This window comes from Streptomyces sp. NPDC104814, assembly GCF_055583185.1.
This window is the reverse complement of sequence record NZ_JBVJOL010000014.1, coordinates 100,161-119,212: the sequence shown is the minus strand read 5'-3', so window position 1 is coordinate 119,212 and position 19,052 is coordinate 100,161. Positions and strand designations below refer to the sequence as shown.

Genomic DNA, 19,052 nt, shown 5'->3' with positions numbered 1-19,052 from the left:
CGGCGCGCACCTGCCGCACCGGTCTCGGGGAAGCGCTGTTCGCCGGGCCACGGTGGGGTACCAGCAGCTCCACACGGCCCGCCCTGAACGGTCCCCGGGATGTCACAGGCGGCCGGGCTGTCTCGTCTCTGGTTGCGAAGACAGGCTTCGGGATCGGGAAGGTGATGGTCATGCGGGTGTTCGTGGCAGGCGGGAGTGGTGTCCTGGGGCGGCGGCTGGTGCAGCAGCTGGTGGCCCGGGGCCACCAGGTGACAGCGACGACCACCAGTCCGGCCAAGGTGGACCTGCTCACGGGCCTCGGCGCCGACGGTGTCGTGATGAACGGGTTGGACCCGGCGGCGGTCGGCGAGGCGGTGGCCTCGGCCCGGCCGGACGCGATCGTGAACCAGATGACGGGCCTGTCCGAGGCCCATGCCGGCAAGCCCAACATGAAGAACGCCGACCGCTTCTTCGCGCTCACCAACCGGCTTCGCACCGAGGGAACCGACCATCTGCTGGCCGCAGCCGAAGCGGCAGGAGTCGCCCACGTTGTGGCGCAGAGTCACGGCAGCTTCAACGGGATCCGCGAGGGCGGATGGGTCAAGACCGAGGAAGACCCGCTGCAGGTCGTGGAGGGGACGAAGGCGATCAGCCACCTGGAGGCGGCGGTCGTCAGGGCCGGTGGCGCGGCCCTGCGCTACGGCGGGTTCTACGGCCCGGGCGCCAACGACGACCAGGTCATGATGGTGCGCAAGCGGATGTTCCCGATCGTCGGGGGCGGCACCGGCTACACCTCCTGGGTGCATATCGACGACGCGGCGAGCGCCACCGTCCTGGCGGTGGAGCAGCGAGCGCAGGGCGTGTTCAACATCGTCGACGACGAACCCGCACCGGTCAGCGAGTGGCTTCCCTATCTCGCCAAGTGCGCCAAGGCCAAGCCGCCGCGGCGGCTCCCGGCCTGGCTGGCCCGGCTGCTGGCCGGCGAGATGGTGGTGGGCATGATGACCGAGGGGCGCGGCTTCTCCAACGCCAAAGCGAAGCGGGAGTTGGGCTGGGAACCCCGCTACTCGTCATGGCGTCAAGGCTTCCGAGAGGAACTGGCCTGACCGGCCACTGCTCGCGAGAGCCTCGGAACCTGCTCAGATTTTTCGTCACCTGGAACGCGGCGCCGTTCGCTGATGCACTGGTGTCGAACGCGACGCTGTCGCTGCGGAACGTCCACTCGGACAACTCCGACTGCACGACGCATCCGTGGGAGGTGTGGGACACCGGCAAGCCGTCGACGTCCTCGCGCTGGACCGCGCAGCCGGCCTGGAACCAGACGTTCGCGACGTCGAGGACGACCACCGGCAACCCGGTCTGCTCGACGCAGCCCGACGGCTGGGTCACCGCCGATACCCACGTTCGGCGCGGCGTTTTTCGCCGACGCCCCGGTCCGGGCCCGCCAACCACCGGCCACGCACACGTCCAGATTGCCGACGCCGGCAGCCCTGCGGGCGGGATTCTTTCGTTGACCCGACAGGTGTTCCCCTGAGAATGGCGCTGTCCACGCTCAGGCGATGGGCGCGGGTCCGTGCGTTCCTGTGACGCCTTCGGCGAGTGCTTGTTGTGCTGCTGCGAGCCTGCGGATGGCGTGGGCCAGTTGACTCGGGGGCAGGGTGTAGGGGAGCCGAATGTTGCGTTCGAAGGCGCCTCCGATTCCGAAGCGTGGTCCGGCAGCGATGATCACTCCGTGGTCGGGCGCGATGGTCGCCAGTCGCGAGCTGATGGGCGCAGGAAAGGTGGCCCAGAGCGTCAGGCCGCCGGCCGGTTGCGGGGCGTGCAGGTCAGGGAGGTGGTCGCTGAGTGCTTGTCGCAGCGCGTTCCGCTGGGACTTCAGTTCCTGTAGGGCAGTTGGTCGCCGGGTCTGCTGCTCGTTGAGGAGGACAGCTGTGGCGAGCTGTTCAACGACTGGAGTGCCGAGGTCCATGGAGGGGCGGGCTTGGGCGACTCGTTGCAGGAGAGAGGGTGCTGCACGAATCCACCCGATACGCAGGCCGCCCCAGATGCTCTTGGAGACTGAGCCGATGCTCACGGCGTCAGGCATGTGCAGGGCGAAAGGCTCTGGGCTCGCTCCGTCCAGCGCCAGATCGGCCATCGTTTCGTCGACAACCGTGGGGCACGTGAGCTTGAGGCTGCGGCGCACGCCGGTCGACATGCACAGCCCGGTCGGATTGTGGAAGTCGGGTACGAGGTACGCCATTGCCGCAGAACTTCCTGCTGCATGGAGTTGCTCCACGTCCCAGCCCGCGGGTGTCACCGCGACGGGCATCAGCCGGGCGCGCGCTTCGGCAAGTGTCTTGATGGCGTGTGGGTAGGTCGGATGGTCGATGAGGACCCTGTCGCGGGGCGAGACGAGTATCCGTGCCAGAAGGAACAGAGCGTGTTGCGCGCCGTTGGTGATCATGATCTGGCCTGATGAGGTGGGCAGCCCTCGGCGCCCGTACCAGTTGGCGACTGCCTCCCGTAGTTCCGCGATGCCGTGACGGTCGTAGCCGTGCCGCTCGAAATGTCGTGGTAGTTGTTGCAGAGCGGCAGCGAAGGCCGCATGCAGGATTTCAGCCGGTGCCGGCGGCGCGGCGAAGGACAGATCGATCGCCGCAGTGTTCGTCCGGGCCGCGGGCCGGGATGGTGTGTCGCCTGGCAGGCGCACGGTCGCCCTGGCTCTGTCCCGTGTGGCGAGGTAGCCGTGCTCCGCCAGGGTGCGGTAGGCCGCACCGATGGTGGTTCTACTGGTTCCGAGGGCAGTGGCCAGATCGCGCTCGCTCGGCAAAACCGAACCGAGAGTGAGACGCCCGTCCAGCACCAGCAGGCGAAGCCGGTCGGAGAGACGTTGATGCGCCGGCCCGGGCCCTTCCTGCCAGGTCCCCAGCATGCGTGCGACCGCGTACGAACCGAGTTTCACCGGACCAGCATATGCAATCTGGCTATGGAATCCGGGACCAGATGACGTGAGAGTGCAATCCCATGACACCTTCCGCTTCCACCACGCGCCGGGGCACCGCGACTCCGCGTGATGTCCCGGTGATCCCACGCATGAACGCCCTCGCCCAGGTCCGGGCAGGCCGCAAGGCGCGTCGTGTTCCCCAACTGCTCGTCGGGCTGGCCGGATACGGCGCCTCCGTGATGATGCTTGTCCAATCCGGGCTGGGCGCAGCCAGCTGGAACGTGCTCACGGAGGGCACCGCACGATCCCTGGGCATCTCCTTCGGCTGGGCGACGAATCTGATCTCACTCCTGGTGCTCCTGGCGTGGATCCCCCTGCGGGAGCTGCCCGGCCTCGGCACGCTCCTCAACATCGCCATCGTCGGCTTCGCCGCAGATGCCACCGCGACGGTGCTGCCCCACCCGCACAGCATGCCGGCCCAGGTCGGCTACCTGCTGCTCGGCCTTGTGGCGCTGGCGTTCTTCGACGCGCTCTATCTCGGTGCGCTCTTCGGGTCGGGCCCGCGGGACGGCATCATGACCGGACTCGTCAGACTTACTCGTCGCCCTGTCGCCGTTGTGCGCACCGGCGTCGAAGTCGCCGTCGCCGGCGCGGGATGGCTTCTTGGCGGCACCATCGGGGCGGGGACTGTGCTGATCGCCCTGTGCATGGGGCCTCTCGTCGGCTACTTCCTGCCGCTCCTGGCCGTACGCATTTCCGCCTCCGAGACCGACAGACGACCGCCGGCAGCAGCGTGACATTTCTCGGACCTCGCACTTCCCTCGCCGGGCGGTGCCTGTGGAGCCAGGCAAAGGCTGCCGGCGAAGGCTGACCGCTCCGTGCCGGGCAGCCGGTCACGGCCTCAGCGGCTGGGGAGAGCACGTGCATGCTGCTCGCACGGCAGGAGCGGGCGGGGAGTGACGTCGGTCTCGAAAAGGTAGAGGCATGCCGGCGGAGGATCGGGGTATCCGCGTGCGTGCCGGAGCATTGACCGGCGAGGACAAGACCGTTGGACCGGGAGGGGCGCATGATGCCGACGACGACCGCGCAGGCTGCCGTGCAGGCGGTGGACGTACCGGAGATCGCGGACCCTTCCAAGGTTGCGCCGAGGGACGCCCGGGAGCTGTCGAAGCTCTTCTTCGACCAGTTGACCGTGCTGGAAGAGGGCACGCCGGAGTACCAGTACGCGCGCAACACGCTGATCGAAATGAACATGTCCCTGGTCCGCTACGCGGCCGGCCGGTTCCGCAGCCGGGGGCCGGAGGAGATGGAGGACATCGTCCAGGTCGGCATGATCGGCCTGATCAAGGCCATCGACCGGTTCGAGCTGTCGCGGGAGGTGGAGTTCGCCTCCTTCGCCGTGCCCTACATCGTCGGTGAGATCAAGCGGTTCTTCCGTGATACGTCCTGGGCCGTGCACGTCCCGCGCCGGCTCCAGGAGGCTCGCGTCCAACTCGCCCGTGCCAACGAGGAACTGCGCAGCCGACTGGGTCGGACACCGACGACCAAGGAGCTCTCCGAGCTGATGAGCCTCCCGGAAAACGAGGTCGTCGAGGCGCAACTCGCCTCCAACGGCTACACCTCGGCCTCGCTGGATGCGGCGATCAACGGCAGTCAAGACGGCGAGGCCGCGCTGGCGGAGTTCATCGGCGACGAGGACGCGGCGCTCGGGCTGGTCGAGGACTTCCACGCCCTCGCCCCGATGATTGCCGAACTCGACGAACGCGACCGCAAGATCATCCACTGGCGCTTCGTCGAGGAACTCACCCAGGCCCAGATCGGTGAGCACCTCGGCGTATCCCAGATGCACGTCTCCCGTCTGATCTCACGGCTCCTGGCCCGGCTGCGCGAGGGCATGCTCAGCACCACCTGACAGCCCGGGGCCGTGATCCGTCGGAGCGTTGAGCTCGTCGGCACGCCCTTCGGCGGTGGTGCCGAATGCCACGAGAGGTGAGCCATTGGTGACGGCGCCGAAGGCAGCGAGCCGCCGTGCAGAGAGCGGCTGGTCTGCGCTCACCGGCACGACCACAGCGGGCACTGCGGCGCGTGACGCGGCGGCCGAGGTTCCGGCCCCGCCATCGTGGACGACCGCAGCCAGCCGTGGAAACGGCAAGGCTCGGGGAACGCGCCCGACAGTGAGTACGTCGTCCCCACTCGGCGCTGGGCCTCGCGCTGTCGGCTCGGAGGATCCCGCGCAGCCCGGCGCGGCGCAGGGGCGCCCGGCGATCTCGCTCAGTCGTCTTACGTCGCCGGACCGCCTTCTCGGCGCGGTGGACCAGGCTCTCCGCCGGCGCCCTCGGTGGGTGTGCAGAGCTGGAACAAGCCGGGGGTGCCGCCGAACTCGCTCGCCGCGGCCTCCAACGAGGCGGCGGAAAGTCGCGGGGCGATCATGGGCACGCGGTGCGCGCGGCGGCGAGGGCGGTCGCCGGTCCCCATGGCCTGACTCGAGCGCAGATGTCCAGTACACCGACCGGAGCCATGAACAGCCGTGACGGAACGATCACGAGGGCGTGCCGGTTCGGTCGGGGAGACGGTGTCAGTTGCGCGCCTGCGCGGGGACGCTGTGCCGGGGGATGCGTTCGAGCGCGCGCGGCCGGGGCAGGCGTCCTAGGCTTTTGCTTACGGAAGGTCCCCCTCGTGATCCGGGATGGTCCGAAGGGAGAAGAAGCGATGCTGTGGACACCGGTGTGCGAGGTGCTGGGCATCGAGGTGCCGGTCGTGCAGGGGCCGCTCGGCGGGCCCTGGCAGCAGGGCATACGGCTCGTCGCGGCGGTGAGCGACGCCGGGGCCCTGGGCAGTGTTCCCACAACGTTGCGTAGCCCGGCTCAGGTCCGTGATGATGTCGCGCGGCTGCGTGATCTCACCGGTCGACCGTTCGCGGTGAACCTGACCCGGAGGCCGTTCGACCCGGAGATGTTCGACACCGTGCTCGCTCTTTCCCCGCCGGTCGTGTCCTTCGCGCTCGGTGAGCCGGGTGATCTGGTGGGACGCGTCCATGACGCCGGGGCAGTGTTCCTGCAGCAGGTTACGACGGTCGAGCAGGCGTGGCGGGCTGCCGAGGCCGGCGTTGACGTCATCAGTGCACAAGGGACCGAGTCCGGAGGGTTCAGCGGGAGGGTCAGCACGATGGCGCTGGTACCGCAGGTCGTCGACGCTGTGGGGCCGCTGCCCGTGCTCGCCTCCGGCGGTATCGCCGACGGCCGGGGACTGGCCGCGGCACTGGCCCTGGGAGCGCAGGGCGTGAACATCGGCACCCGGTTCCTGGCCTCGGCCGAGTGCGGGGTTCCCGACGCGTGGAAGGCCCGGATCGTGTCTGCCGCCAGTCAGGACGCCGTCAAGGTCGAGTTCGTCGAACACATTCTGCCGGGGCCGACCGAGGGTGGTTACGAGACCGTGCCTCGCTCGCTGCGTACCCACTTCGTCGATGAGTGGATCGACCGTCACGAAAGCGTCGCGGCCTCGGCCGAGGAGCTGCGCGCCCAGGTCAGGACATCGATGCGCGAGGGCACGGCCCACGAACTGATTCCACTGACGGGACAGAGCGCCGGCCTCATCCACGACGTCGTACCGGCCGCGGACCTCGTCCGCTCTCTGATCACCGAGGCGGAGACAGCAGTGCGTGGCATCGTCGGCCGGCTGTGAACCCGTGGCTGGCGGCGGTCTCGAACGTGCGGGACCCCTGGAAGCGACCGCCGCGCTGTTCATCGCTCTGCGGGTCGGCGAGGGAGCGGATGCCCAGGCAATCGCTCCTCCTCTGACATACGCGGCCGGACCGAGCCACCGGGCCGCTCCTGGTGTCTTGGCTCTGCCTGGGGAGTAGGGCGCTCCCGGTCTTGCCGCCGATGGCCTGGCGGGTCACGGCGGGTGGTGCGGGCGAGCCCGGAAGGCAGCGCGCCCGGCAGCCGGAGGACCAGGAGCGCAGCCGGACAGCGACCGGCTCGGCCAGGGCGGTCCGCCCGCCGGCCGTGCCGGAGGGAGCAGGGACGGTGCCGCGCGCACCACCCTGCACGTGCGGGCGGTCGTCGCTGCCGTCTGTGTGGTGCGGCGATGGCATACCGCCGATCCGGTCCCTTTTGGCCCTCGGCGTCACCGCCCGGCCAATCTGCACGCGGGCAAGGGCTCCCGCGTGTCGCCGGCCCAGCAGGGCGCGTCGGCGGCGCAGGAGTTGAGCGCCCTGCCCGCCGTGAACCTGTCGACGGTCTACGCCCCGGTCGAGCACCCATCCATGACCCGGGCAAACCTGACGGTCACCGGCACAGGGAAGGCGTCGGGAACCCTCAGCGAACCGGTGGTCGGCAAGGCGACCCTCGCGTGGTCCGGTGACCAGCTCTACCTGAAGGGCGACTCGGCCCAGGGGCAGCCTCTGTGAGCCGAACGGCGCTGGCGCCCGGGTCAACCGCCTCGTCCTCGTCAACGAGGGCCCGTTCTTTTCAGCCGGGCCCCTGAGCGGGTCGGACACCACGTTTGTGTGACTGCCTGACGAGGGTTCCCGGAGGCCTTCGGCTGCCGGGAACCCTCGTTGGGCTGAGTTGACTGCTGAGATCGGCAGGAGCCCGTCCGTATCAGCGCCAGTGATTGACACCGTGTCCTGCATCGTCTCAGGACAGGAAGTCGGCGATCTCGGGCACGGAGTCCCGGGACGCGCCGGCATCACCTCGGACGCCCGGATGGCATGCCGGAGAAAGGCCGGAACGGCCCAAGTGGAAGGGGATGCGGTCCGCAGGGTCGGCCGGGATCAGGCCACGCCGAGGAAGCTCAGTACGGCGAGCACCCGGCGGTGGTCGGCGTCCGCCTTCGGCAGGTCGAGCTTGGCGAAAATGTTGTTGATGTGTTTGGCCACCGCGCTCTCGCTGACCACGAGTTGCCCCGCTATCCCGGCGTTGGACCGGCCGCCCGCCATCAGCTCCAGGACCTCGCGCTCCCGCGGGGTGAGCCGGTCCAGCGGCCCACTGTGGCGGCGCACCAGAAGCTGCGAGACGACCTGCGGGTCCAGCGCCGTCCCGCCGGCCGCGACCCGCAGCAGCGCGTCCACGAACTCCGCCACGTCCGCGACGCGTTGCTTGAGCAGATAGCCGATGCTGGAGGTGTTGGCGGACAGCAGATCGGCCGCGTACCGCTCCTCCACATACTGCGAGAGCAGCAACACCGCGGTCTCAGGCCGTTGTTGCCTGATGACCAGCGCGGCGCGCACTCCCTCGTCGGTGAAACCGGGGGGCATGCGGACGTCCACCACAGCGATGTCCGGACGGTGTTCCTCCACCGCCGCCAACAGGGCCTCGCCATCGCCGACTTCGGCGACCACCTCGAACCCGGCGCTCTCCAGGACCTTGGCCACCCCGACCCTGAGCAGTACGGAATCCTCGGCGATCACGGCACGCACGGCAGCTCCACGGTGATGACGGTCGGTCCCCCGACGGGGCTGTCGACCGACAGCGTGCCATCGACCGAGGCGACCCGCTTGGCCAGCCCCGCCAGCCCGCTGCCACCGGTGGGTTCCGCGCCGCCCACACCGTCATCGCTGATGACGACCAGCAGTGTCTTCCCGAAGCGCTCCACGGTGAGCTCGGCGCTGGACGCCTCCGCGTGTTTCACCACGTTCGTCAGTGCTTCGGAGACGACGAAGTAGGCAACCGCCTCGATCGTGGGCGACGGTCGCGACGACAGGTCCACCTTCACCCGGACGGGGATGGGCGCGCGGGCGGCGATGCCGGACAGTGCGGCGTCCAGGCCGCGGTCCTCCAGAACGGCCGGGTGCAGCCCGCGCACCAGGCCGCTCAGCTCCTCTATCGCCTCCTTCGCCTCCCGGTGCGCCTCATCGATCACCTGGCGGGCGTCCTCGGGCAGGTCCCCGAGCGTGGCCTTGGCCAGGCCGAGGTTGACGGCCAGGGAGACCAGCCGCTGCTGGGCCCCGTCGTGCAGGTCCCGTTCGATCCGCCGCCGTTCGGCATCGGCCGCGTCGACCAGGCCGGCCCGGCTCTCGGCCAGGTCCTCGACCCGGCGGGCCAACTGCTCCTCGCGGCTGGGCCCGAGCAGGACGGTGGCAGTGCGGGTGTCGAGCCGGGAGAGGGCGTCGGTCGACAACCGCGCGACGTGGAGCAGGGCGAGCCCCGCCGCGGTGACGTACGCCGCCCAGGTGTAGTAGCCGGGATGGTCGACGCGCCAGTCCGGCGGCACCAGCCAGATCCACAGGTAGACCGAGGTAGCAGTGACAGCCACGGCCCATGCCAGAAGGGTGAAGGTCCCCGCGAGAGCGAGCAGCGGCCCGTCCATCAGGTGGTACCTGAGCTGCCGGTGCCCCGCCCGGGATCGCAGCCACTTCGGCAGCCGGGGCCGCTGCCCCGGGTAGGGCGAGGGGATGGCCACGTCGAGCCGGGTGCGGAAGCGGCCGCGCTGCACCTCGGTCAGCAGCGGCCCGGCGAGAACGATGGCCGTGAACGGGATGAACACCGCGAGGAGCAGTTGGCCCGCCGGGTCGAGGACCGGGAGGAGGAGCAACCACGGCAGGGACACGACGAAGAGAACGCCGAGCTGGACGAGGACGCCCGTGACGAGGAACGAGACCGGTCGTCCGGCTCCCTGGAACGGGAACAGAAGTAGGCGCCGCAGGCGGGCGGTTGTGTGCATGGGGAAACGGTAGGTGTCCGGGCGGGGGTGGGCCATGGCAAGAGCATCCGCCTCGGGGTGGAGCTGGTGCCACCCCCGCAACGGACATCCGCGTTACTGACCGTGAGCGCCTGGCGGGCGAGGCTGGAGGCCGTGAAGGAGAACCGGGAACGCGAGGAGACCGATCCGATGAGCACGCTGAGCGTGTGCCGACTTCAGGACGAGGCCCGCCGCTCGACCGGCCTGCGCATCGGCCGCCGGTACCGCCTGGAACACGTCCTGGTCGGCTGCGGGCTGGCCCTGCTGCCGTGGCTGGTCGTGCTGGCCAACGGTCTGCCGGGGACCGCCATCGCCTCGAACTGGTGCATCGCCTGGATCGGCCTGGACGCCTTGGAGGCGCTGGGGCTGATCGCCACGGGGCTGCTGGCCGTACGCGGCCACCAGCTGCACGCCCTGACGGCCACCGCCACCGCGACGCTGCTGGTGATCGACGCCTGGTTCGACACGATGACCGCGGCACCGGGCGCGGATCAGGTCTCGGCGATAGCGATGGCGCTCGGCGCGGAACTGCCACTGGCAGTGGTCTGCGTCGTGCTGGCGGTACGAGGGGCTGCTCGCCCGACGGTCTGATCTTCGCAGGGCGGAGGCCTCGTTACACCATAAGACCGAGAAAAATGATGAACAGCGCATTTCTGACGGTGCGCCGTGTAACAGGTCGATCAAGAGGGGGCGTGGTTCAGGCACCGATACAGGTGATGTCACTCGGCTCGATGCCCAGATCCGAGCCGATGCGGTAGAGCCCGGCCTTCATGCCCAGGTGCACCGCCGCCCGGCGCATGAACGGCACCGCAGCGATCTTCACCAGGCCCAGCGGGACGAAGATCAGGGCCAGGGCGACGGCGAGGGTGATGTGCCGTGATCATGCCGACCGGTCCCGGCGTTCGGCTCCCAGCCGAGCGTAGTGGTCGATCAGCTCGGGGGTGTCGACGGCGGCGGGGTTGACGACCTGCTCGAGCGGAGCCCCCTGGAGGAGGCGCTTGACGGGGACTTCGAGTTTCTTGCCCGTGCGGGTGTGCGGGATGCCCGGTACTTCGAGGATATCGTCGGGGACATGCCGGGGGGAGGCCCCGGTGCGGATCGCGTTCTTGATCTTCTCGCGGAGGGCGTCGTCCAGAGTCGTCCCGAGGGCCGGGACCACGAACAGCGGCATCCAGTAGCCGCCGTCGGGTTCTTCCGCGCCGATGACCAGGGCCTCGGTGATCTCCGGGAGGCGTTCGACGACGTCGTGGATGTCGGCGCTGCCCAGCCGTACGCCGTTGCGGTTCAGCGTGCTGTCCGAGCGGCCGTGGACGATCACCGAGCCGTGACCGGTGACCGTGATCCAGTCGCCGTGCCGCCAGACGCCGGGGTAGGAGCAGAAGTAGGCGTCGCGGTAGCGGGTGCCGTCGGGGTCGTTCCAGAAGTACAGCGGCATCGACGGCATGGGCCGGGTGACCACCAGCTCGCCGACCTGGTCGGTGACCGCAGTACCCTCGGCGTCGTACGCGGCCAGCGCTACGCCGAGGTGGGGTGCAGACAACTCGCCGGCCCAGACGGGCGTGTTGGGTGCGCTCCCGGCGAAGCCCGACACCACGTCGGTGCCGCCGCTGATGGAGGCGAGCAGGGCGTGGGCGCCGACGTGGTGGCGGACCCAGGGATAGGCGGAGGCCGGCAGGGCGGAGCCGGTGCAGCCGACCACGCGGATCGACGACAGGTCGTGCCGGGACGGGTCGATGCCGTACTTGGCCATGCCCAGCAGGTACTGGGGGCTGGTGCCGAAGACGGTCACCCGGTGGCGCGCGGCGAGCTCCCACAGGACGTCGAGCTTGGCGAAGGGCGCCGGGCTGCCGTCGTAGGTACAGGTCGTGGCACCGGTCAGCAGGGTGGAGGCGACCAGGTTCCACATCATCCAGTGGGTGGTGGTGTACCACAGGAGACGGTCGCCGGGGCCGAGGTCGGAGTGCAGGGCGAGGGTCTTCAGGTGCTCCAGCAGGACGCCGCCGTGGCCGTGGACGATGCCCTTGGGCAGGCCGGTGGTGCCGGAGGAGAACACGACCCACAGCGGGTGGTCGAACGGTACCGGCGCGAAGGTGAGTTCCTCGGTCCGGGAGGAGGCGTCCTCCCAGGGGATCACGAGCGAAGGGTGGTTCCGCGACGGCCACGGCAGGCCCACATGGTCCACCAGCAGCGTCGCCTTCAACGTCGGCAGTGAGCCGGCCAGTTCGAGGGCGGCGTCGCGGCGGTCATGCGTGGTCCCGTTGAAGAGGTAGCCGTCGGCGGCGATCAGCACGGTGGGTTCGAGCTGGGCGAACCGGTCGGCCGCGGCCTTGGGCGCGTAGTCCTGCCCGCACACCGACCACACCGCGCCGAGACTCGCTGCGCCCAGGAACGCGACGATCGCGTGCGGGGTGTTGGGCAGGTAGCCCACCACCCGGTCGCCCGGTCCCACCCCGAGATCGCGCAGGGTCGCGGCCACCGAGGCGACCTGGGTGCGCAGCCGCTGTCCGGTGACCTCGTACGCGGCGCCGGTCTCGTCCAGGGCCAGAATCGCCACGCCGTCGTCCGGCACATGGCGCAGGGCGTGGTGGGCGTAGTTGAGGGTGGCGCCGGGGAACCATCGGGCGCCCGGCATGGTCTCCTCGGCCAGGATCCGCTCGTACGGCGTGTCCGCGTCGATGTCGAAGTACTCCCACACCGCACCCCAGAAGCCCTCCAGGTCGGTGACCGACCAGCGGTGCAGGGCGGCGTAGTCGAAGCCGCCGACCCCGGCGTGCCGGGCGAAGTCCGCGATCCGGCTGGCGGCCGCGTCCTTCGGGTCGGGGGTGAAGAACGGTTCCGGGTACGGCGTGCTCATCGCGTCGTGCTCCTCAACGGGCTCTTCTGGGCGGTCCATGGGGAAGAGTGGGGGCTGCGTGTGGTGTGCAGCAGGGACGCCCAGGCGGCGGCGTCCGTGAAGTCGTGGGCGCCGGCCGGGACGACGTCCATGACGACGCGGTCGGGGCGCAGCAGTACGGCGTCCGCCCGGCCGGCGTGCAGCCAGGCGGCGAGCGTGCCGTCGTCGCGCAAGTCGGCGACGGGAATCGCTCTCACGCCGAGCCCGTGGGCGAGCGCGGTCAGCGAGGGCCACGGGTCGGGGGCGGTCAGGACGGTGAAGGAGTCACCGAGCACCTCGTCGAGACGGGCGCGCCGACCGTCGGCGTTCACCCAGGGCTGCGGGCAGTGGGTGCCCGCAAGACCCCGGCGGGCACGACACCGCACCAGAGGTCCTGCCGTCAGGGGCGGGCTGAGGTCGCGGCCGGCCAGTTCGGCCAGGCCGGGGATGCGGCAGGCGGCAGCCAGGAGGTTGCGACGCAGTGCGGCGGCGCCGTCCTGGCCGCCGGTCATGGCCCAGCCCATGGCGACCGCGAGCCGGATCACATGCCGTGCGTGCGGCTTGCGCTCGCTCTCGTACGTGTCCAGCAGCCTTTCGTCCGCCCCCTGTCGCAGGACACGGGCGAGCTTCCACGTGAGGTTGTAGGCGTCCCGCAGGCCCGAGCACAGCCCCTGCCCGATGAACGGCGGGGTGAGGTGGGCGGCGTCCCCGAGGAGGAAGACGCGTCCCTTGTGCCACCGGTCGGCGACGCGTGCCCGGAAGGTGTACTGCGTCTTGCGGACGACCTCGAAGTCCCCGTCGTACGACGGCGGCACCCAGGGGGCGACCAGCTCGCGGACCGGCTCGTCCCCGTCCCGCAGGCGGAACTCCCAGCGGTAGCGGTCCTCGCCGACGCGCATGAAGGTAGCCGGCCGCTCCGGGTCGCAGACCTGGTCGACCCCCTCCCAGCAGCGGACGTCGGCGTTCGTCCGGACGTCGATGACCGTCCAGTGTTCCTCGAAGCGGAGGTCCTCCCAGACGGCACCGATGGCGTCGCGGGTGATGCTGTTGGCGCCGTCGCAGCCGAGGACCGCCTGCGCCCACAGGTGATGCTCGCCGTCGTCGTCGCGGTAGGTCACGCGCACGGGACCCCCGGTGTCGGGGCCGACGGCGGTGACCTCCGCGCCGCCCCGCAGTTCGCACTCGGGGCGCCGGGCCAGGGTGTCGCGCAGCAGGCGCTCCAGCTCGGGCTGGTCGAACATGCTGGTCTGTGGGTAGCCGTGACGGCCGTGTCGTGAGCGCTGGAACTCGGCCATCACCCGGTGCCGGCCGTCCAGCAGCCGCAGGCCCTTGGCGGGACGGGAGAGGGCGGCGAACTCCTTTTCCACGCCGGCGGCCTGGAGGATTCTGCACACCTCGTCGTCGGTGGCGACGGCGCGTGGCAGCGGGTAGATGTCCCGGTGGCGTTCCAGGACGACGCTGCGGACTCCCCGCCGGGCGAGGAGGAGGGCGGCGGTCACGCCCACCGGCCCCGCGCCGATGATCACGACGGGTGTGTGCTGTGCGGAGTGCGGGGGTGGGGGCTGGTCGGCGGTCATGTGCGGCTCACCTCGGGTCCTTGCCCCAAGCTCGTCGAGCAGGGGGCACCTCCAGCGTCCGTGACGGGCGTGCGCTGCTCGCCGAGGTCGATGCGGCCGTCCGGGGTCGAGATCGTCGCCGTGATCACGTCACCCGTGTGCAGGTAGTGCGGGTTGCGGGCCTGGCTCTTGAAGAACGCCTTCCATTTCGCGGCGGGCGGCAGCAGGGAACCGATCTTCTCCACCGCCTTGGGCGGAGCCTTGAGGGCCGTGCCGCCGGGGGTTCCGGTGAGCAGCAGGTCGCCGGGGTCCAGGGTCTGGAAGCGGGCCAGCAGGGTCAGGGCCTGCGCCGGGCGGACGATCATGTCGGCGAGGGTGCGGTCCTGGCGCAGCTCGCCGTTGACCGACAAGGTCAGCCGCAGGTCGAGGAGATGGGCGAACTCCTCCGGCTCCAGCAGGGTCAGGTACGGGCCGGTCGGGGTGAAGGTCGGGTAGGACTTGCTCTCGTAGAACTGTGTCTTGGTGAGCTGTACGTCACGGGCGCTGACGTCGTTGGTGATCACGAGCCCGGCGACGTACGACGGCAGGTCCCGCTCCTCGACCACGGTACCGACGGGCAGCGGTGCCCCCATGACCAGGCCGAGCTCGACCTCGTAGTCGAGGAACTTCACATGCGGCGGCCGGACGATGCTCTCCTGGGGTCCGCTGACCGAGCCGGACGCCTTGCGGAAGAAGGCGGGCGGGATGTCACCGGTGAAGCCCGAGTCGCGGGCGTGACTGCGGTAGTTGACCATCTGGGCGACCACCCGGCAGGGGGTGGTGACCGGCGAGAGGGCGGCCAGGTCGGCGACGGGCGTGCCCGCGTCGTCGGAGAGAGCCGCCTCGCTTACGGCTGCTCGGTCGGCGATCAGTTCCGCGGTGGTCGCGGCTTTGGTGTCGACGGGTACGGCGCGGTGGCCGCGGACGGCCCACCAGCCGTCGACGGTGCGCAGGACGTTGGTGCTCATGTCAGTGCCCTTGTGAGAGGTCGGGGGTTTCAGGAATTCGCGGCCTTGAGCAGGCCGAACAGGCGTGCGCGGTCCATCTCGTTGTCGCCGCGCAGGGCCTCGATCACGTCGCGGATCCGCTGCGGGGAGGGGCTCGCGCCGAGGAAGTCGCGGGTGGCCGGTGGGCCCCACTGGGCGAGGCCGCTCGTGGACATCGGCGCCCAGCCGGGTTCGACGTCGCAGGAGAACAGGTCGCCGTCGGCGAAGTGCTCCAGCATGAAGTGGTCGGGGTCGCGCCAGTAGTCGAAGAGCTGACTGCCCTGGATGTGCCGACCGATACCCCAACTCCGCTTGTATCCACGCTCGCCCAGGTACTCACCACCGGCCGCGATCGAGTCCAGGTCGGTCACCTGGTAGGCCGAGTGGACATAACCCGTCCCCGGCCCCAGGTGCATGGCGAGGGTGTGGTGGTCGGCCGGCACACTGCCCAGATCACAGCGGATGAACGCCATCGTCGGACCCCGGTCGCGCTGGCCGTCCAGGAAGAGGAAGTCGGACACGATCATGCCCAGGGTGTCCAGGTACCAGTCCAGGGCCCGGGCGAACACCCGGGTCTCCAGGACGACGTGGCCCAGGCGCTCGATGCGCGACGGCTCGCGCGGCGGCCGCTGGGTGGCGTTCGTACGGCGGTGATCCGTGCCGAAGTTGAGCAGCATCGGCCGCTGCTCGGGCAGCGCCGGCAACTCCTCGCCGCAGTGCACCACCCGCACCGGGAAGCCTGACGGGTCGAGCAGGTCGACCGCCTTGCCACTGCCGGGCACGTCGGCGTCCCGCACGGACGTGCCGGTGGCGCGGGCCAGCCGGTCGAGGTCGGCCCGCTCGGAGGCGCGGAACGCCGGGCCGATGAAACGGGACGTACGGCCGCGGCGGATCACCATGCAGGGCGAGCCCGCGAAGGTGCCCCGGAGCCACAGCTCCCGCCCGGTGCGTGCGGCGATCTGGAAGCCGAAGTCGCGGGCGAAGACCTCGGCCCGGTCGAGGTCGGGCTTCTCGAACTCCAGCCAGGCCAGGTCGACGACCTTGATCAGCGGATTCCGGGACCTGCCCGGATGCTCGCCGCGCAGGGCCCCCTCAGCGCTGTGGAGGTCCTGGTGGGCGGTCTTGACGTCGGCCGCCTTGACGCGGGTTTCAGACATGGTGCCCTCCGAGCAACATTGCCGTAATGATGAAATCATCAACTGTGACAGTTTCATCGTCAAGAGTCCGCGACAGGAAATGATGAATTCATCAGGACTGCGATCGTGATCGCCCTGCCGTTAGACTCGGCGCATGCCTACGTCAGCCCCGCCCAGCAACCGGTTCGAGCGGCGCCGCGCCGAGACCCGTCGGGCGCTCGTTCGCGCGGCCCGGCAGATCCTCGCCGAGACCGGGGACACCAGCGCCAGCATCCAGGCGATCGCCGAGCGCGCCGACGTCGGCTTCGGCTCCTTCTACAACCACTTCGAGTCGAAGACGGAACTGTTCGAGGCGGCCGTGACGGACGCCCTGGAGGAGTTCGGCCAGAACTTCGACGAGCGCTTGGCGGGGATCGACGATCCGGCCGAACTGCTGGCGGCGGGCTTCCGGCTCAGTGCGCGGATGGCCGAGTCCCACCCGGAGCTGATGCAGATCCTGCGCCGCCGCGGCCTCGGTCACGTCCACTCGGAGAACGGACTGTCGTCCCGGGCGCTGCGTGACCTCCAGGTCGGCATGGCGGCCGGCCGCTTCACCGCCGTCGACCCGACCGTCGCCCTGTCGGCACTGGGCGGAACGCTGCTGTCCCTGGTGGAGCTGAGGTTCGCCCGCCCCGACCTGGACGGCGACGAGGCCGCGGTGAACCTTGCCGAGATGGTCCTGCGCATGCTGGGTCTCCCGGCGGACGACGCGCACGAGGTCGCCCGGCGGCCCCTCCCCGACCTCGGCTGACACTTCACGCGACCGACGACGAACTCGGGCGCAACGTAACGGACTTGCCGGTGAAGCGGGCATCGATCCCGCTCTCCGTGGGAGTCACCGAACGCAGGTGCAGGCCCTCGGGGACGTTCTGGAGCGGCAATGGGCTTCGACAGGGCCCTGTCGAGCGGCGCCTTGGCCGGAGGGATCAGGTCGCCTTGCGTGACGCGGATGTCCGAGAAGGCGATGCTGTTGCCCCTGGCCGCAGAGACGGCCGCGCTCACGGTCAGGTCCCCGGCGAGCGGCAGACCGGCCGTCGCGTCGACCCGTCCTGGCTTGTCGCCCTGTGAGATCTGCACGCTGAGGGCGCTCGACGGGTCGTCGCGTGTCGGAGACCTTGGGGATGCGTTCCCAGATGGGGCGGACATGTAGGCGACGCGGTCGCCCGGCACGTGGCCGAGCGCGCCCCGGCTGCCCGCCGCCGTAGGTGAGCCCTCAAAAGTTGGCCTCGCGGCTATGTGCTCCGTGGTGTCCGGAGCAGGACCACTGAACCGTGACCCAGGTCTTGTCGCGCTCGTGATGGCGCTTGCGTTCGTTCCCCGTCCTCTTGATCACACGCTCTCTTCCGGACGGACGGAGAAGGCACCCGCGGCAGCCGCCAGGGTTGCCGCCTCGGCGGCCCGTTCCGGGAGTTGGGGGTCCGGATCGGCCCGCAGGAGCACCAGCTGGTGATAGAGGGGCGCGGTGGCAGCGATCAGCAGGCTCCGTGCGTCCGTGCGTGGGGAGAGTTCACCGCGCTCTATGGCGCGCTCGACGAGGATCTCGCACTGGGCGTACCGGTCCGTCCACAACTGCGTCTGGGCCCGGGCGGCCTGTTCGGAGTGGAACGAGGCAGCCATCAGGGCGATGGCGAGCGACGGTTGCACGACCAGGGATTCCTGGATTTCCTCGTTGAGGGCCGTCAGGTCGCCGAGCAGGGAGCCGGTGTCCGGCGGCTGCCAGTCGATCTCGCCGGCGGCGTCGATGACGTCGACGAGCAGGCCGCCTACATCGCGCCAGCGTCGGTAGACCGTGGCGCGGTGCACTCCGGCCCGCGTCGCCACGCCCTCCATCGTGAGTCCTTCATGACCGCGTTCAGTGAGTTCCACGCGCACCGCATCGAGAACCTGGGCGCGGATGCGGGCGGTGCGACCGCCCGGACGGCGGTCCGGCGTCGTGTCGAGTGGCTCTGTCATCGGCAATCAGTATCCGGTTGATCAAGGCGGCAGGGCTGTGCCAGCATCTTAACGCGACAATCGTCGCTCTAAGTCCGCTAGAGAGGAACCGCCTCCGCGATGCCGCCCGTTCCCGCCGACCCCACCGTGCTCCACCCGATGCCTGAGCAGCCGCGCGTGGTTCTGCTCAAGCCGCTGGTGACGTCGCCGCTGATCGAGGTCGGTGACTTCACCTACTACGACGACCCGGACGACCCGACCGCCTTCGAGACGCGCAACGTCCTGTACCACTACGGCCCCGAGCGGCTTGTCATCGGCAAGTACTGCGCGTTGGGGACGGGCACCCGGTTCATCATGAACGGCGCCAACCACCGCATGGACGGTCCTTCCACCTTCCCGTTCCCCACCATGGGGGGCTCCTGGGCGGAGCACTTCGACCTGATCACCGGCCTGCCGGGCCGGGGTGACACAGTCGTCGGCAACGACGTGTGGTTCGGTCACGGCGCCACGGTCATGCCCGGTGTACGCATCGGCCACGGCGCGATCATCGCTACCGGCGCTGTGGTCACCGGAGACGTCCCGGACTACGGCATCGTCGGCGGCAACCCCGCTCGGCTCCTCCGCACCCGCTACGACGCCGCGGACACCGCCCGGCTCCTCGCCGTGGCGTGGTGGGACTGGCCCGTGCAGCACATCACCACGCATGTACGGACGATCATGTCGGGGACCATTGCCGACCTGGAGGCGGCCGCCGCGCAGATCGACCAGCCCTGACCCCACGTCCTCGACACAACGCCCGCACCGGCACTCGTCTTGCGCCAGAAACGAGTGATCGCCCATGTCCCATCCCCGCGCCATGATCGCGACGGTCGGCGCCCCCGTCGCCGGCCATGTCCCGCCCAGCCT

The 19,052-nt window shown here is 70.0% G+C and carries 19 protein-coding genes and 1 pseudogene; 10 read left to right on the top strand and 10 right to left on the bottom strand.

Annotated elements, in window-relative coordinates; genetic code table 11:
- The first annotated feature begins 164 nt into the window (after positions 1-164).
- Positions 165-1,085: an NAD-dependent epimerase/dehydratase family protein gene (locus ACZ64A_RS33780; protein ID WP_469815780.1), complete on the top strand. Its 921-nt coding sequence runs from the start codon at positions 165-167 to the stop codon at positions 1,083-1,085.
- Positions 1,086-1,165: 80 nt separating this feature from the next.
- Entirely contained in the window at positions 1,166-1,513 is a 348-nt protein-coding gene (locus ACZ64A_RS33775; protein WP_469815752.1) for a hypothetical protein, read from the top strand.
- 18 nt (positions 1,514-1,531) lie between these two features.
- On the opposite strand, the gene yczR is transcribed toward ACZ64A_RS33775, so the two are convergent.
- Positions 1,532-2,923: a MocR-like transcription factor YczR gene (gene yczR / locus ACZ64A_RS33770; RefSeq protein WP_469815751.1), complete on the bottom strand. Its 1,392-nt coding sequence runs from the start codon at positions 2,921-2,923 to the stop codon at positions 1,532-1,534.
- A 131-nt stretch (positions 2,924-3,054) separates the two neighbouring features.
- Here yczR and yczE point away from each other — a divergent pair, with 131 nt between their 5' ends.
- Entirely contained in the window at positions 3,055-3,702 is a 648-nt protein-coding gene (yczE, locus tag ACZ64A_RS33765) for a membrane protein YczE (RefSeq protein WP_469815750.1), read from the top strand.
- A 272-nt stretch (positions 3,703-3,974) separates the two neighbouring features.
- Positions 3,975-4,817, top strand: a complete 843-nt coding sequence (locus ACZ64A_RS33760) for an RNA polymerase sigma factor SigF (RefSeq protein ID WP_469815779.1) — start codon at positions 3,975-3,977, stop codon at positions 4,815-4,817.
- Here ACZ64A_RS33760 and ACZ64A_RS33755 read toward each other — a convergent pair.
- Complete coding sequence (locus ACZ64A_RS33755) at positions 4,770-5,411, bottom strand: nucleotide disphospho-sugar-binding domain-containing protein (RefSeq protein WP_469815749.1); 642 nt, start codon at positions 5,409-5,411, stop codon at positions 4,770-4,772. The genes ACZ64A_RS33760 and ACZ64A_RS33755 overlap by 48 nt on opposite strands.
- Positions 5,412-5,581: 170 nt before the next feature.
- On the opposite strand from ACZ64A_RS33755, the gene ACZ64A_RS33750 reads away from it, so the two are divergent.
- The 3 genes and pseudogenes from ACZ64A_RS33750 to ACZ64A_RS33740 all read left to right on the top strand — a co-directional run bounded on the left by ACZ64A_RS33750 (position 5,582) and on the right by ACZ64A_RS33740 (position 7,313).
- Positions 5,582-6,586 carry an NAD(P)H-dependent flavin oxidoreductase gene (locus tag ACZ64A_RS33750; RefSeq protein WP_469815748.1) on the top strand — a complete coding sequence of 335 codons (1,005 nt, stop codon included), beginning with the start codon at positions 5,582-5,584 and terminating at the stop codon, positions 6,584-6,586.
- Positions 6,576-6,764, top strand: a pseudogene (locus ACZ64A_RS33745) (hypothetical protein); the annotation flags it as partial. The gene ACZ64A_RS33750 and the pseudogene ACZ64A_RS33745, both read left to right, overlap by 11 nt.
- Before the next feature lie 306 nt (positions 6,765-7,070).
- A complete protein-coding gene (locus ACZ64A_RS33740) occupies positions 7,071-7,313 on the top strand; it encodes a hypothetical protein (protein WP_469815747.1) in 243 nt (80 codons plus the stop codon).
- A gap of 366 nt (positions 7,314-7,679) precedes the next feature.
- On the opposite strand, the gene ACZ64A_RS33735 is transcribed toward ACZ64A_RS33740, so the two are convergent.
- Positions 7,680-8,324, bottom strand: a complete 645-nt coding sequence (locus ACZ64A_RS33735) for a response regulator (RefSeq protein ID WP_469815746.1) — start codon at positions 8,322-8,324, stop codon at positions 7,680-7,682.
- On the bottom strand, positions 8,312-9,568 hold the full coding sequence (locus tag ACZ64A_RS33730; RefSeq protein WP_469815745.1) for a sensor histidine kinase: 1,257 nt from the start codon (positions 9,566-9,568) through the stop codon (positions 8,312-8,314). The genes ACZ64A_RS33735 and ACZ64A_RS33730 overlap by 13 nt, the downstream gene beginning before the upstream one ends.
- Positions 9,569-9,595: 27 nt before the next feature.
- Here ACZ64A_RS33730 and ACZ64A_RS33725 point away from each other — a divergent pair, with 27 nt between their 5' ends.
- Complete coding sequence (locus ACZ64A_RS33725) at positions 9,596-10,177, top strand: hypothetical protein (protein ID WP_469815744.1); 582 nt, start codon at positions 9,596-9,598, stop codon at positions 10,175-10,177.
- 106 nt (positions 10,178-10,283) lie between these two features.
- Here ACZ64A_RS33725 and ACZ64A_RS33720 read toward each other — a convergent pair whose 3' ends face one another.
- Genes ACZ64A_RS33720 through ACZ64A_RS33700 form a run of 5 tightly spaced genes read right to left on the bottom strand, consistent with a single transcriptional unit; the run spans position 10,284 to position 16,196 of the window.
- Positions 10,284-10,409 (bottom strand): hypothetical protein, encoded by a 126-nt coding sequence (locus tag ACZ64A_RS33720; RefSeq protein WP_469815743.1) that lies wholly within the window; start codon positions 10,407-10,409, stop codon positions 10,284-10,286.
- 57 nt (positions 10,410-10,466) lie between these two features.
- Positions 10,467-12,440 carry an acetoacetate--CoA ligase gene (locus tag ACZ64A_RS33715; RefSeq protein ID WP_469815742.1) on the bottom strand — a complete coding sequence of 658 codons (1,974 nt, stop codon included), beginning with the start codon at positions 12,438-12,440 and terminating at the stop codon, positions 10,467-10,469.
- On the bottom strand, positions 12,437-14,035 hold the full coding sequence (mhpA, locus tag ACZ64A_RS33710) for a bifunctional 3-(3-hydroxy-phenyl)propionate/3-hydroxycinnamic acid hydroxylase MhpA (RefSeq protein ID WP_469815741.1): 1,599 nt from the start codon (positions 14,033-14,035) through the stop codon (positions 12,437-12,439). The genes ACZ64A_RS33715 and mhpA overlap by 4 nt, the downstream gene beginning before the upstream one ends.
- Positions 14,032-15,021 carry a fumarylacetoacetate hydrolase family protein gene (locus ACZ64A_RS33705; protein WP_469815740.1) on the bottom strand — a complete coding sequence of 330 codons (990 nt, stop codon included), beginning with the start codon at positions 15,019-15,021 and terminating at the stop codon, positions 14,032-14,034. Before ACZ64A_RS33705 ends, mhpA begins: the two co-directional genes overlap by 4 nt.
- Before the next feature lie 29 nt (positions 15,022-15,050).
- Positions 15,051-16,196, bottom strand: a complete 1,146-nt coding sequence (locus ACZ64A_RS33700) for a VOC family protein (protein WP_469815739.1) — start codon at positions 16,194-16,196, stop codon at positions 15,051-15,053.
- A gap of 133 nt (positions 16,197-16,329) precedes the next feature.
- Between ACZ64A_RS33700 and ACZ64A_RS33695 the strand changes: the two genes are divergently transcribed.
- The gene (locus ACZ64A_RS33695) at positions 16,330-16,965 is read left to right on the top strand and encodes a TetR/AcrR family transcriptional regulator (RefSeq protein ID WP_469815738.1); all 636 of its coding nucleotides are present in this window, start codon (positions 16,330-16,332) and stop codon (positions 16,963-16,965) included.
- Positions 16,966-17,543: 578 nt separating this feature from the next.
- Here the strand turns inward: ACZ64A_RS33695 and ACZ64A_RS33690 are convergent.
- A complete protein-coding gene (locus tag ACZ64A_RS33690) occupies positions 17,544-18,167 on the bottom strand; it encodes a TetR/AcrR family transcriptional regulator (protein ID WP_469815737.1) in 624 nt (207 codons plus the stop codon).
- Positions 18,168-18,266: 99 nt separating this feature from the next.
- Between ACZ64A_RS33690 and ACZ64A_RS33685 the strand changes: the two genes are divergently transcribed.
- Positions 18,267-18,920 (top strand): CatB-related O-acetyltransferase, encoded by a 654-nt coding sequence (locus ACZ64A_RS33685; RefSeq protein ID WP_469815736.1) that lies wholly within the window; start codon positions 18,267-18,269, stop codon positions 18,918-18,920.
- The last annotated feature ends 132 nt before the right edge of the window (positions 18,921-19,052 follow it).

What these genes read in the sequence shown, in the direction of transcription:
- ACZ64A_RS33700 (WP_469815739.1), bottom strand. Translation starts at nt 16,196, where the DNA reads ATGTCTGAAACCCGCGTCAAGGCGGCCGACGTCAAGACCGCCCACCAG.
- mhpA (WP_469815741.1), bottom strand. Translation starts at nt 14,035, where the DNA reads ATGACCGCCGACCAGCCCCCACCCCCGCACTCCGCACAGCACACACCC.
- ACZ64A_RS33780 (WP_469815780.1), top strand. Translation starts at nt 165, where the DNA reads ATGGTCATGCGGGTGTTCGTGGCAGGCGGGAGTGGTGTCCTGGGGCGG.
- ACZ64A_RS33685 (WP_469815736.1), top strand. Translation starts at nt 18,267, where the DNA reads ATGCCGCCCGTTCCCGCCGACCCCACCGTGCTCCACCCGATGCCTGAG.
- ACZ64A_RS33715 (WP_469815742.1), bottom strand. Translation starts at nt 12,440, where the DNA reads ATGAGCACGCCGTACCCGGAACCGTTCTTCACCCCCGACCCGAAGGAC.
- ACZ64A_RS33690 (WP_469815737.1), bottom strand. Translation starts at nt 18,167, where the DNA reads ATGACAGAGCCACTCGACACGACGCCGGACCGCCGTCCGGGCGGTCGC.
- yczE (WP_469815750.1), top strand. Translation starts at nt 3,055, where the DNA reads ATGAACGCCCTCGCCCAGGTCCGGGCAGGCCGCAAGGCGCGTCGTGTT.
- ACZ64A_RS33760 (WP_469815779.1), top strand. Translation starts at nt 3,975, where the DNA reads ATGCCGACGACGACCGCGCAGGCTGCCGTGCAGGCGGTGGACGTACCG.
- ACZ64A_RS33730 (WP_469815745.1), bottom strand. Translation starts at nt 9,568, where the DNA reads ATGCACACAACCGCCCGCCTGCGGCGCCTACTTCTGTTCCCGTTCCAG.
- ACZ64A_RS33705 (WP_469815740.1), bottom strand. Translation starts at nt 15,021, where the DNA reads ATGAGCACCAACGTCCTGCGCACCGTCGACGGCTGGTGGGCCGTCCGC.
- ACZ64A_RS33695 (WP_469815738.1), top strand. Translation starts at nt 16,330, where the DNA reads ATGCCTACGTCAGCCCCGCCCAGCAACCGGTTCGAGCGGCGCCGCGCC.